At 63.8% G+C, this 13,819-nt stretch carries 7 protein-coding genes; 5 read left to right on the forward strand and 2 right to left on the reverse strand.

Annotation, left to right across the window (positions count from 1 at the left end; all coding sequences use genetic code 11):
• Window positions 1-419: 419 nt before the first annotated feature.
• From U1769_RS24050 to hutC, 3 genes are all read left to right on the forward strand, one after another.
• Complete coding sequence (locus tag U1769_RS24050; protein WP_443030451.1) at window positions 420-3,449, forward strand: TonB-dependent receptor plug domain-containing protein; 3,030 nt, start codon at window positions 420-422, stop codon at window positions 3,447-3,449.
• Window positions 3,450-3,886: 437 nt separating this feature from the next.
• Complete coding sequence (locus U1769_RS24055) at window positions 3,887-6,484, forward strand: M14 family zinc carboxypeptidase (protein ID WP_332720699.1); 2,598 nt, start codon at window positions 3,887-3,889, stop codon at window positions 6,482-6,484.
• 139 nt (window positions 6,485-6,623) lie between these two features.
• On the forward strand, window positions 6,624-7,358 hold the full coding sequence (hutC, locus tag U1769_RS24060) for a histidine utilization transcriptional repressor HutC (protein ID WP_332720700.1): 735 nt from the start codon (window positions 6,624-6,626) through the stop codon (window positions 7,356-7,358).
• Between the two features lie 33 nt (window positions 7,359-7,391).
• Here the strand turns inward: hutC and U1769_RS24065 are convergent, their stop codons facing one another.
• Entirely contained in the window at window positions 7,392-9,524 is a 2,133-nt protein-coding gene (locus tag U1769_RS24065; protein WP_332720701.1) for a S9 family peptidase, read from the reverse strand.
• Between the two features lie 319 nt (window positions 9,525-9,843).
• Between U1769_RS24065 and U1769_RS24070 the strand changes: the two genes are divergently transcribed.
• Together U1769_RS24070 and U1769_RS24075 are read left to right on the forward strand one after the other, a co-directional pair.
• Window positions 9,844-12,966, forward strand: coding sequence for a TonB-dependent receptor domain-containing protein (locus U1769_RS24070; protein WP_332720702.1), 3,123 nt, complete (start codon window positions 9,844-9,846; stop codon window positions 12,964-12,966).
• Window positions 12,967-13,265: 299 nt separating this feature from the next.
• On the forward strand, window positions 13,266-13,502 hold the full coding sequence (locus tag U1769_RS24075) for a peptidase S24 (RefSeq protein ID WP_332720703.1): 237 nt from the start codon (window positions 13,266-13,268) through the stop codon (window positions 13,500-13,502).
• Window positions 13,503-13,512: 10 nt separating this feature from the next.
• On the opposite strand, the gene U1769_RS24080 is transcribed toward U1769_RS24075, so the two are convergent.
• A complete protein-coding gene (locus tag U1769_RS24080; RefSeq protein ID WP_332720704.1) occupies window positions 13,513-13,800 on the reverse strand; it encodes a hypothetical protein in 288 nt (95 codons plus the stop codon).
• Window positions 13,801-13,819: the final 19 nt, after the last annotated feature.

Here is a 13,819-nt window from a genome sequence, read left to right on the forward strand (position 1 = left end):
TGTCAGAAACATCCAATCCTGCATAAATCGTCATCGGTCATCCTCCTGCCGTGGAGCACCTGCCAGGCGACTCCGTACTCTGCAGGAGGATGGCTAATTCAATTACACAATGTCCCCAAATCTCGCGGCGCACGCACCGGCGGTGGGCACTTAGAGGTAACCGCCACGGATTGCCCCCCGCCTAGTTGCGCGTGCAACGCCTGCATCGTCAATTTGCGCCGCAGTGAGAGGGGCTCGAGTGAGCGGAGCCGTGTTGCATATATGTGGCACCTGGCAACAATTCGATAGCGTGCAGCAACATACCGTTACGCAGCGGCTTTACAGATCGTGTCGCCCGAATGCATCGGCCTCGCAGTTCAGATTGGGGGCGAAGCAGGTCGAACGTGATCGTCGCCCCGCTTTTAGAGGGGGTTCTGATTATGAAAACGGATTCACTAGCCGCATTGCTGCGCAGCACTGCAGCGACGTCCGCGCTCGCATTGAGCGGTATTGCCCTGTGTGCGGCGCCCGCTATCGCTCAAACCACGCAGCAAACGCAGTCGGAGGACCCGCCGGTTTCGGATGAAGGTGGCGACATCGTGGTCACCGGATCACTTTTCAGCCGGGCAGACACCGCAACCCCATCGCCAGTTACCGTCATCAATGCCGAGACGCTCGAGCGGGCCGGCGTAACCAACATGGCCGATGCCATCCGCCAGGCGTCGGCCGATGGCGCGGGATCGATCGGCATTGGCTTCACCAGTGGGTTCTCGGCGGGCGGTTCTGCGGTATCGCTGCGCAATCTGGGCGTTTCCTCGACCCTCGTGCTGGTTGATGGGCTGCGCTCTGCAAACTTCCCGCTCAGCGACGATGGCCACAACTCCTATGTCGATCTTGCCAGCATCCCGCAGGTGAATGTCGAGCGTGTCGAAGTCCTTAAGGACGGTGCGTCATCTACCTATGGTGCGGACGCGATCGGCGGCGTGGTCAACATCATCACGCGCAGGCAGTTTGTCGGCATTCAAGGCGGGGTTGAGGCGGGCGTTTCGGAAAAAGGCGACGGGCAGAAGTACCGTGCGCGCCTGCTTGCCGGCTTTGGCGACTATGACAGCCGGGGCTGGAACATCTATGTCGGCGGCGAATATGAAAAGGGCGGCACGATCACGGCGGATTCGCGTGGCTTCCCGTTCAACACGCTGGATCTGCGCGCGATCGGCGGTGTCGACAGCAATCGTGCAGACGATACGCTGGGCACCGCGACGCCGGATGCAGTCGTTACGCGCGTGACTCAGACCGACCTCAACAATCCGCTAGCGGGCAGCGTTGCGAACGCGACGACGCCGGCGATCTTCAACTCGCTGACCCCGCTCGCAAACTGTCAGTTCGGCACCTACTCCGAGAACACAGCTGCTCGCGTCGGCACCGCGTGCGCGCACAATATGACCCGCGAATATGTCCAGATCCTGCCGAAGCAGGAACGCTATGCCGGCGTCGCCCGCTTCAGCTTCCGCGTCAGCGATGCGATCCAAGGCTATGTTGCGGGTAGCTATTCGAACAACAAAGTCGACATCACCCTGCCGCCGCGCGCCATCCGGCAGAACCAGGCGTTCGGCGGCTCGCCTGCCACCTCGACGACGAACCCGGGCATCGTGCTGCCGTACTTCATCTGCTCGTCGGGCGTGAACTGCGCGACCGCGGCGGATCGCAAGCTGAACCCGAACAACCCCTATGCCACCAACCTGGCGGCGACCCCGGCGATCGCGGCGGCGAATGCGGCGCGCCTCTATTATCTGTTCGGCGACGTAAAGGCCGGTTCGGAACGCACCAACGAGCTGTATCGCGTCACCGCAGGCCTGCGCGGCACGATTGGCGATAGCTGGAAGTGGAATATCGATGCCGGCTATTCGCGCGACGATCTGGAACTGATCCAGACCGGTTTCGCCAATCTGAATGGCCTGGTGCGGGCGATCAACACCGGCTCGTACAATTTCGTCAATCCCAGCCTGAACTCGCAGGCAGTCCGCGATTCCGTGGTGCCGCCGATCACCTCGCTGTCCAACTCGCAAGAGACCACGGTCGACGCTTCGCTCAGCCGCAGCCTGTTCGCGCTGCCGGGTGGCGACTTGCAGGTCGCAGTCGGCGCGCAGTACCGCAAGGAAAAGCTGACCAACCGCAGCGCCAATCCGAACCTCGACGTGCCTGGCCTCTCGACCGCGCAGGCCTATGGCAATCGTGACGTGTGGGCCGGCTATTTTGAAATCAACGCGCCGATCCTCGACTCGCTCGAGGTCAATGCGTCGGGCCGCTACGACGACTATTCCGAAGGCTTCGGCCGCTTCTCGCCAAAAATCGGCGCGAAGTTCTCGCCGATCGAGCAGATCTCGCTTCGCGGCACTTTCTCAAAGGGATTCCGTGCCCCGACCTTTGCGGAGATCAACCCGCTCAGTTCCTACTCCGGCTTTGTCGGTTTCAACCCGAGCACTTCGCCTGATGCCGTCGCATTCCGGCAGGCGCATGCTGCCAACGCAGCCTATACTGCCAACTACTCGCTGGGTCGCGGCTATGTTGGCAATCCCGGCATCAAGCCGGAGAAGTCGCGCAGCTTCACGCTGGGTGCGGTCTTCGAGCCGAGCCGCAATGTCAGCTTCACCGTCGATTATTTCAACGTGAAGAAGTCCGACCTGATTGTTACGGGGCCGCAGACCGGCGACGCGATCCGGGCCTATTATTCGGTGGCGGGCCAGACCTTCGCCTCGGCGGCCGCAGCCTCAGCGGCCGGGTGTGCGCAGGTGGCGGCGATCCCGGGCTACTCGTGCAATGTCGTCGATGGTGCCGATCCGTTCGCACTGAACGCACTGCCGCGTCTGCTCGTGGTCAATGCGCCTTACGTCAATGCGAACTACGACGTGACGACGGGCCTGCAATTCGGCGCCAACGGGCGGTTCGACATCAGCGAAGATGTGCGATTCGAGACCCGTCTCGACCTGCAGGCGACGCTGAAGTTCGACCGTCACCTCGATAACGGCAATGTGCAGCACTTTACCGGCACGGTCGGACCGGCGGATCTCTCGTCGGGCGGCGGCACGCCGAAGTGGCGCGGCAACTGGCAGAATACGCTGATCATGGGACCGGTCTCGCTGACAGCGACGACCTATTATGTCGGACGCATGAAGGGGGTCGCGACGGACCAGGGCAACCTGGACACCTCGTGCGCCGCGACGATCTACAAGGACGCCACCGGCGGCAACTCGTTCTGCAAGATCAACCGGTTCATCTACGCCGACCTGAACGCGACGATCAAGGTCAACGACCAGTTCAGCTTCTTCATGTTTGTCGGCAACTTCACGAACGCGGGAGCCCCGGTTTACGCGAATACGCTCTACACGACGCAGCCGAACTATCTGGCCTCCTGGCACCTGCCGGGCCTGATCGGCCGCACATTCCGTGCGGGCGCGAACTTCAAGTTCTGATTTATCGTACAGTGCAAAAGACGAAGGGCAGCCCACCGGCTGCCCTTTTTCGTTACTGCCGGATTACGATGAAAATTCTAGGACGGTACCTACATGCGTCGGCCACGACGCGATCGGCGGCGATTGGAAGATCCCGCCAAACCTCGAACGACGGCTATTGGCGCGAAGCGGACGCGGCGGGCCAGTTGAACGAAACGCAGGAATGTTGGTCGCTCTGCTCCGACCCCGAAAGACCGCAAGCCCCACTCCGCCCATCAGCGTCGGTTAGTTTGGGTACAGAGCATGGAGTGTCGACCGCAACCCACGCGCCTTAAAAACAGGCATCACACCCGACGCACAAATTTTATCGACCGCTATTGTATATACAAAACCCTCGGGTTAGCCTTGCCCCGCGATATAGGGCCGAGCGGGCCGTGGCCATGGGACGGAGACAAAAGATGCGGGGACTGAAATCGGGTGCGGCGCTTTCGGCGATTATCGTCAGCCTGATGATGGCGGGACCGGCCTCCGCGCAAGGACAGACCCAGCCGCCCACCCCCAAATCCGTGCTCGGGCACGATGTCGGCGAGGATTATTATCTCGCTTCCTATGAAGATGCGGTCGCCTATTTCCACAAGCTCGCCGCATCGACCGACAAGATGAAGCTGTTCACCGCGGGCAAGACGACCCAGGGCCGGACGATCGAATATGCGATCATCTCCTCGCCCGAGAATCTGGCGAAGTGGGAAGAGACCAAGGCGCTGCAGAAGCGCCTGTCGACCGCCAATGGCCTGGACGACGCGACCGCCAAGGCGCTGGCCAAGGACGGCAAGATCATCGTCCATATCGATGGCGGGCTGCATTCGAGCGAAGTCTCCGCGCATCAGTCCGCGATCGCGCTGGCCTATAAGCTGGTCGCATCGCCGGACGACGAGGAAGTCCAGAAGGTGCTGAAGGACGTCATCGTCGTGCTGTGGCCGACGCTGAACCCCGACGGCATGACGATGGTGGTCGACTGGTATCGCAAGAACCGCGGCACGCCGTGGGAGACCAGCGGCATGCCCTGGCTGTACCAGGAATATGTCGGCCACGATAACAATCGCGACGGCTATATGCTCAACATGCTGGAATCGCAGAACGTCTTCAAGGCGGAGCAGGAGTATAGCCCGACCATCTGGTACACCCATCACCAGGTCGCGCCGTTCCCCGCGCGCATCTGGGTGCCGCCCTTCTCCGATCCGATGTCGAGCAACATCAGCCCCTATATGCGGACATGGACGACGGCGATCGGCGTCAACATGATCAACGCGTTCGAGGAAAAGCAGATGCCGGGCGCGATCGCGCAGGCGCGCTTCGACAACTGGTATCCCGGCTTCCTCGATTACACGCATGTGTTCCGCAACACGATCTCCTACTTCACCGAGGTCGCCCATGCATCGGCCACGCCGAAATTTTACGATCCGAAGAAATTCCCGCGCAACATGCAGGATCTGAAGGCGCAGGTGATGTACCCTTCGCCGTGGAAGGGCGGCTGGTGGCATTTCTCGGATTCGATCCGCTATGAAACGGTCGCCTCGATGTCGACGCTGGATACCGCGGTCCGTTACCGCGAAGTGCTGCTGTACAATCGCTATCAGGCGGCGCGCGACACCATCAAGAAATACGCCAGCGGCGACGGCCCCTATGCCTGGGTGATCCCGGCCGGCCAGACCGATGCACCGGAAGCCGCGCTGCTCGCGCAGAAGCTGATCGACCAGGGCCTGACCATCAGCAAGGCATCGTCGGCGGTGACGCTGGGCGCGCAGAGCTATCCCGCCGGATCCTGGGTGGTGAAGATGGACCAGCCCTATGCCGGGCTGGCGCAGGAATTGTTCGAGACGCAGAAATATCCCGACGCGATCCTGGGCGGCGACGGCAAGCCAGTCGACCTTCCCTATGACGTGACCGGATGGACCCTGCCGCTGCAGTTCGGCGTGAAGGCGATCGCCGTGACCGAGAAGCTGAGCCCCGAGGCGCTGGCGGCGCTCACGCCCGTGGCCACGGCCAAAGTCGAGGGCGGAGTCGTCGGATCGGGCGGCGCCTATCTGCTCAGCCGCAAGGCCAATGCGAGCTTCCTCGCGGCCAACCAGGCAGCGCTGAAGGGCGCGAAGATCGGTTTCTCGACCGGATCCGTCACCACCTCCAATGGCGAGGAGACCGGCGCGATCGTGGTAAGCGGCATCGGCGCGGACGCCATGGCGGCGATCGCGGCGGCGACGAGCGCCACCGCGACCGGGGCACCGGCGCCGGCCACCCAGGCGGTGAAGCGGGCGCGCGTCGGCCTGTATCGCCCCTGGGGATCGAATATCGACGAGGGCTGGACCCGCTGGCTGCTCGAGCAATATCAATATGGTGCCGTCAGCCTGCGCAACGAGGACATGAAGAAGGGTGGGCTTTCGGCCCGGTTCGACACGATCATCCTGCCCGATGTGCGCAGCCGCGATCAGTTGCTGAACGGGCTGGATGCGACTCAGGCCCCTCCGGGCTATACCGGCGGCATCGGCGACGAGGGATCGATCGCGCTGAAGAAGTTCGTGGCGGACGGCGGCACGCTGGTGGCGCTCAACGGCGCGGCCGATGCGGCGATCGACCTGTTCGACCTGCCGGTCACCAACATCGTCAAGAATGCCCGCAGCGAGGAGTTCTTCTGTTCGGGCGCGCTGCTGCAGATCAAGCTCGGTACGCCATCGCGGGCGACCGCGGGCATGCCGGCCGATCCGATCGTGATGTTCGAGAAAGGCCCGGTGTTCCAGCCGACCGTCGGCTTCAAGGGCAATGTGCTCGCTTCCTATCCGGCCGAGGGCAATCCGCTGCGCAGCGGCGTGCTGCTCCACCCGGAGAAGATTCGCGGCAAGGCAGCGGCGCTCGAAGTGGAATATGGCAAGGGCCGGGTCTTCCTCTACGGCTTCAAGCCGCAATGGCGCGGCCAGGCGCACGGCACCTACAAGCTGCTGTTCAACCTGCTCTACAGCTATCCGACGCAGGAAGCCTCGACGCTCGAGGTGAAGCCGGATTGACCGAAGATCGATCGGGCGCGGACCGGCAGGGCCAGTCCGCGCTTGACCTTTTGCCCGCCGCGCCGTTTCTCTCGCTCATGGTGCGCGCCCCGGACATGACGAACAATAGGGGCCGCGCATGCGCAGCCGCGGAGCGCCGATGGCCGTCCCACTGAAACGTCCCGCGCCGGATCACCGGCCGCTTTATCAGAAGATCCGGGACGCCATCGAGACCAAGATCATGTCCGGTGCCTTGCGCCCGGGCGATCGCATCCCGATCGAGCATGAGCTGATGGCCGAATATGGCTGCTCGCGCATGACGGTGAACAAGGCGTTGTCGAGCCTGGCGGTTGCCGGCCTGATCTCGCGCCAGCGCCGCCGCGGCTCGTTCGTCAACCGGCCGCGCATCCAGATGGCGGCCTTGCAAATCCCGGACATGCGCGAGGAGATCGTGCGGCGCGGCCATGTCTATCGGCTGCACCTGCTGAGCTGCGTGGTGCTCGATGCCGACAGCGAGGCCGGGGAGATCATGCGTATTCCGCAAAAGGGCGAGCTGCTGGCGCTGCGGTGCATCCATCTGGCCGACGGCGTTCCGTTCGCGACCGAGGATCGTTTCATCAACCTGACCGCGGTGCCGCAGGCGATCGACGCCGATTTCTCGGAGACGCCGCCGGGAAGCTGGCTGCTGAACCATGTCCCCTGGACCGAGGCCGAGCACCGCATCACCGCCGCGGCGGCGGGCGAGCAGGCCAAGCTGCTGGCGGTGCGCGAGGACAAGCCGTGCCTGGTGCTCGAACGCTGGACGTGGCGCGAGCAGGAATCGATCACTTATGTGCGCCAGGTGTTCAACGGCGACAATTTCGACCTGACCGCGCGGTTCGTTTCGGGCTCATAGGTCGGGCGGTCGGTTGACCGCCCGACCTATCCTTTACGGCACGTCCTTGCGCGCGACCGCCAGCGGATCGGGCTCGCCGGCAAAGGCGGCACGCAGGAAGCCGAACATGCGGCGGCGCAGATCGATACCGTGCCACGGCTCCGTGCTGACGAGGGCGCGGAAGTGGCCGCCGGTGTCGCCATGCCCTTCGCGCGGATAGACCACCAGGGCGACCGGCGCATCGCTCTGCTTGAGCGCCGTCCACATCTCGAGCGACTGGCCGAGCGGATCGGTGACGTCCTCGGCGCCCTGCAGCAGCAGGAACGGCGTCTTCGCATTGGCGGCGGTCGAGAGCGGGCTCTGGCGCCACGCATCGGCGAAGTTCAGCCACGGCTTCCCGTAATACCAGCGATCGTAGAAGGTGCCGCGCTCCGTCCCATATTCGCTGAACTGGTTGATCACCGGCGCGCCCGACACGATCGCCTTGAACCGGTCGGTCTTGCCGACGACGAAGCCGGCCATCTCCCCGCCATAGCTGTAGCCGATCAGCGCCATGCGCTTTTCGTCGATCGGATAGTCCTTGAGCACGCTGTCGACGCCCGTCATCACGTCGCGGTAATCGGCGCCGCCGAGGTCGTTCTTGTTGGCCGCGAGAAACTTCGCGCCATAACCCGAACTGCCGCGGATATTGGGCTGCATCACGGCCCAGCCTTCAGCGACGAGCATCTGGATGAGAGCGGAATAATCGTCGGCGAAGCGCCCCGCCGGGCCGCCATGGATGCTCACCACCAGCGGCACCTTCGTGCCCGGCGCGACCTTGGGCATGTACAGCATCGCCTCGATCGTCAGGCCCTCATTTTGCCAGGTCACCAGCTTCGACGGCACCTTCGCCCAGGTGGCCGGGACGAGCGCCGGCGCTTCGAGCGCGGTGGCGGCCGCTCCCAGCTTCGGCGTCACGAACACCGTCATCGGATCGGTCGGGCCGGTGCCCGTCATCGCCCAGCCAGTCTGTGCGGCATTGGTCACCAGCGAGCCGACCACCGGCCGGCCGATGTCGAACCAGGTGACCGAACCGTCCTTCGTCGAGATGCGGGCGAGGCGGCTGCGCATATGCGTGGGAATGGCGGCGACGAGATCCCCGCTTGGCAGGATCTTGAAGCCCGAGGGGATATCGCCGTCGAACCCGCGGGTGAGGTTGCGCGCTTCGCCGCTCGCGAGATCCTTCACGAACAGGTCGTTGCAGCGCGGCGGCGCGTCGTCCACGCAATTATCGGTGTAGATCATTCGGGTACGGCCCGGGAGATAGGCGGCGTCGGCCGCCGTCGCAGGCAGATCGAGCTTGGTCACGACCAGATCCGGCGTGACCTTCCAGGTGACGGCGTTCGGGCCGGTCAGATCCGAATCCGGATCCGTCGTCACGATCATGTCGGCGCTGTCATAGGACCAGCTGACCTTGTCATAGACGCCGTCCAGCTTCACCGCCCGCGCCGCGCCACTAACCGGATCGAGCAGATAGAGGTGGGTACGGTGATCGGGCTCGCCATGGCTATAGGCGTCGTCCTTGCGCTCCTTGCGCGTCTTCACCGCCGCAGCTTCGGGATCGTCCGCCCAGAAAGCGAGATATTTGCCGTTGGGCGAGAAAGCGAAGCCGCCCGCCGAAAGCGGATTGTCCAGTTTGGCGCCGCCCCAGGCAGCGCTCACGGCACCGCTGGCATTCTTCGCGATCTGGAGCCGCTCCGGCTCGCCGCCGGCGAGCGGCAGGCGGAACAGCGAGCGCGTGCCGTCGCGCGTGGCGATGAACAGAATCGCGCTGCCGTCGGGCGAGAATTGCCCCGCCGTTTCGCCGCCCCGCTCGCCGGAGCGCGAGAAAGTCAGCTGGCGCGGCTTGGCGCCGGCGCGCAGCAGCCACAGATGCGGCTGGCCGCCATCGGCCGTGGTGTCCGTGATGCCGGCCAGTACCGACTTGCCGTCCGGCGCCAAAGCGATGCCGCGCAGCGCGCGCACCTTGGTGCGGATTTCCTCGTTCATGGGAAAGCCGGCGGAAGGATTGTCGGCGGCCATGGCGGGCGACGCACCGGGAATGCCGGTGGCCATGCCGGCGAACGAAAGCGCCACGCCGGCGAGCAGCGCGAATCGCGCGCGCCCGGATCCCGACTTGCCTGATCCCGACCTGCTGCTGTGATTCATCTGTTCCCCCTCTTTGCCTGACCGCACCGACTCAGCACCGCGCCGGAGTGTCCTATGGCCGCCGCTAAATGTCTATACAAAAGGCGCGCTACTGGCAGGACATGTGGCATGATCGCACCATAATGGTTGTTTTCTGGAAGATTCTCATGCGTGCACCGCCAGTCAGGAAACATTCATTCTTGTCCCATGTCTTTTATGTTGCAAAGCGGCAGCAGCGTGATAGCTTATGTCTATACAAATGATTGCCGGTAAGCGGCCGCGACAGTCGGCGCACCGGGAAACGGCAGGGAGGAGAGGCTAACAACAAGGGGAATCCGGGATGAAGAATCGGTTGCTGGCGGCGAGTGCCCTTGCGGGGACGCTCCTTTTTGTTTCGGTACGGGCAGAGGCGCAGTCGGCGCCCGAGCCACAGCCAAGCCTCCCGCAGGACGCGCCGCTGGTCGGCACGGAAGCGGTCGAGGAAGGCGATACGGTGATCGTCACCGGATCGCGCATCCGCCGCGCCGAATATGACGCGCTCGAGCCGACCACCGTCGTCTCCTCCGAATATCTCGACGTGCGCGGCATCACCAACGTCGCCGACGCGCTCAACGAGCAGCCCGGCTTCGGCATTCCACAAAGCGCCGAGGGTGGCCAGAGCAGCTACGGCGTCAGCCAGAATTTCGTAAACAAGTTCGGCCTGGGCACGGCGCGGACCCTGACCATCGTCAACGGCCGCCGCTTCGTGTCGACCAACGCGCCGACGGTGCTGGGCAACCCGGCCGGCCTCCAGGTCGATCTCAACGTGATCCCGTCGCTGATGGTCGAGCGCGTCGAGAATGTCGCGATCGGCGGCGCACCGGTCTACGGCTCCGACGCCATCGCCGGCACGGTCAACATCATCCTGAAGAAGAATTATGAGGGCGTCGAGCTCCAGGCGCTGAGCGGCATCAGCGACAAGGGCGACAATTACCGCCTCAACCTGTCCGGCATCGCCGGTTTCAAGATCGGCGCGGAGGGGTTGGGCCATGTGCTGATCGGCGGTTCCTATGACCGTAATGACGGTCTGCGCGCCGTCGACCGCAAGCGCGCGCGGGAGGCACTGACCTTCCAGACCAACCCGAGCGTGAGAAACGCGGCAACGCAATTTCCTGGCCGCACTACCGGCAATGACGGCCGCATCAACCCAAATGTGCCGTTTAACGGCAACCTGCCGGTGCTGGACGGAATCCCGAACACGGTGCTGATCGGCAATACCCGGATCTTCTCCGAATCCACGGCCGGCCTGATCCTGCCGTTCGGGTCCACCAACGGTATCCTCAACGGCAATGTCCCAGGCTTCGGCGCCAGCGGTGCGAACCGCCTGCAGTTCGACGGGAGCGGCAATATCGTCCCCTATGACCAGGGCAGTCCGTTCGGGAACACCTATGGCAGCGGCGGCGATGGCTTCAACCTGACCGACACGCGTCCGCTGACCAACGACCTCGAACGCTATTCCGTGAATCTGGTGGCCGATTACGAGTTCGCGCCGTGGTTCAAGGTATTCTACGAAGGCACCTATTATCACGGCGTCGGCCGCGAGATCATCGACCAGCCGGTGTACAACTCGCCGTTGTTCCCGGGCGGGGCGAACAGCGCGCTGACCTTCAACGTCAACGATCCGCGCCTCAACGCGCAGGCCAGAACGATCCTGCAGGGATATGGCGTCACCAATTTCTACCTGTCGCGCGATTTCGTCGACATCACCAACGGCGCCGCGAGCTCGGAGACCAATGTCTATCGCGGCGTGTTGGGTGTCGGCGGCGACTTCCAGGCCTTGGGCGGCAAGACCTTCACCTACGAAGCGTCGGTCAATATCGGCCGGACCACGGGCGCCTTCCACCAGGTCCTGCTCGATCAGCAGAAGTTCGTGAACGCGATCAACAACTGCAATCCCAACCCGCTGGTGAACGCCGCGCCCGGCGGCGTCACGCCGATCGCCGACGCGGCCTGCGTCGCGCTCGATCCGTTCGGGCCGGGCCGGCTCGATCCGGGCGCGGTCGCCTATGTCAATTATCGCTCCACGGCGCGCTCGGTGATCGAGCAGCAGGTCTATAACTTCAACATCGGTTCGTCCGACCTCGTGACCCTGTGGTCGGGCGGCGTCGGCTTCAACCTCGGCTACGAACATCGCCACGAGTTCGGCAAATTCACCCCCGATCCTTTCCAGGTTGCCGGGCGGGGTCGCGCGGCGGCGATCGTCGGCAACCAGGGCGGCTTCAACACCGACGAGGTGTTCGGCGAGCTGCTGGTGCCGCTGGTCTCGCGCGACAACAACGTGCCGCTGATCGACAGCCTGACGCTCGAAGGACGGGGTCGTTACGTCAACAATTCGATCAACGGGGGCTTCTGGGCCTATACCGGAGGCGGTCGCTACCGTCCGATCCCGGATATCGAGTTCCGCGGCAACTATACGCGGTCGCTGCGTGCGCCCTCGATCGTCGAACTCTTCACGCCGCGCACCAACGCCGGCTCCTTCTTTCCGGACCCGTGCGATGCAGCCAACATAGGCGGCGGCAGCAACCCGGCGATCCGGCAGCGCAACTGCCAGGCCTTTTTCCAGGCCTATGGCATCACCAACGAGTTCGGTTCGATCGCGCGCACTTCGGCCGTGCCGGGCGTGACCGGCGGCAACCCCAATCTCAAGAACGAGGTGGCGGATTCCTACACCTTCGGCGTGGTGTTGCGGCCTCGCTTCCTGCCGCGGTTCCAGGCAGCGATCGACTGGAACCGGATCAAGGTCACGGGCAATATCGCCTCGCTGACCGCGGCCAATATCGCCGAGGGCTGTTACGACAATCCCAGCTTCGACCTGAACAATCCGGATGCAGGCAATAGCTTCTGCACCCAGTTCACCCGGGTCCACAGCGCAGACGCCAACGAGAACGGCCAGATCGCGTCCAATCCCGCCGCGCCCGGCATCCGCACCGGCTTCGTCAACGGCAGCTTCATGGAGTTCAAGGGGCTGACGGCGACGGCCTCCTATCTGATCCCGCTCGATGGCATCGGCGTTGGCGGGCGCATCAGCCTCGACGGCAGCTTCTTCTACCTCGACACGTTGCGGTCGTCGAACAACGGCGTGACCATCGATCCGCAGGCCGGCGAGATCGGCACGCCCAAATATAGCGGGCAGATGAATGTCAGCTATGCCAGCCCGAGCGGTGCCGGCATCAGCATCCAGGCCAATTATACCGGCAAGGCGAAGTACGACATGCTGTTCAACGCCGACAGCCGGGACATATTGGAACTGGACGACCAGTGGCTGTTCAACCTCGCGCTCTCGCAGAAGATCGCGGACAAGGCGACGCTGCGTTTCAACGTCTCCAACCTGTTCGATACCGCGCCGCCTTACCCCTATGACCTGCTGTCTTCTTATGACCTGCTCGGCCGGCGCTATACCGTGTCGATGAACGTGAAGTTCTGATGCCCGCCATGGCCCGCCGACATGGCGGGCCATGGCGAGTTGAGCGCAACGACCCGCCCGCCGTTGACCGCGGGCGGGTCGTTGTGGCAGTGGGCGAGCGCGTCGCTGTACCGCCGTCGATCCAACGTGGCTGCAACGACCGAGTAAAGGTTCAACAGACCCTTGCGGGTGTAGCTCAATGGCAGAGCAGAAGCTTCCCAAGCATGCGCGAACCGCAGTAATCTGCCGTTCTCAGCGCAAAACATGCCAGAAATTTGGCTCTGCATTTCAATAGCTTGGGAATCGGGCGCAAAACAGAAATGACCGATCCGATCATCACCGCCGACATGATCCGCGCCACGCTGGAGCGTCAGGCGCGGCAGCATGGCGAGACGTTCGCCGGCCTGTCCCGCATGCTCCGCCGCGGCGATCGTTATCTCCAGCGATTCGTGCGCGAAGGAACGCCGCGCAGCCTAGAGCCGGAGGAAGCGCGCACGCTCGCCCGCTATTTCAGGATCGATCCGATGCTGCTCGGCGCGCCACGCCGGCAACGCTGATCAGGTGAGGCTACGGCCAGTCCTGATAGCGCGGCTCGATCAGCCAACCCGCCGCCGTCAGGTCCCGCACGATCTCGCGATAGGGCAGGTGTCCGCTTTCCCATGGATGCCCCGCGTCGCTGCTAGCCTGCCTCCAGAATTCGGCGAGGCCGGGACAGGCCGGCACGTGCCGGTACAGCACGCGCAGCGCGAGGCGGACATCGACGGTCCCGACGTTCCGGGTCGCGACACGGCCGAGCACGCCATGCAGGATCGAGAGCGCAAGGTTGATCGTGGCCGTATCGAATCGTCGGGACATGGCGCGGAACATCGCGAGA

Source organism: Parasphingomonas zepuensis (assembly GCF_036663735.1).
Taxonomy (GTDB): Bacteria; Pseudomonadota; Alphaproteobacteria; order Sphingomonadales; family Sphingomonadaceae; genus Sphingomonas.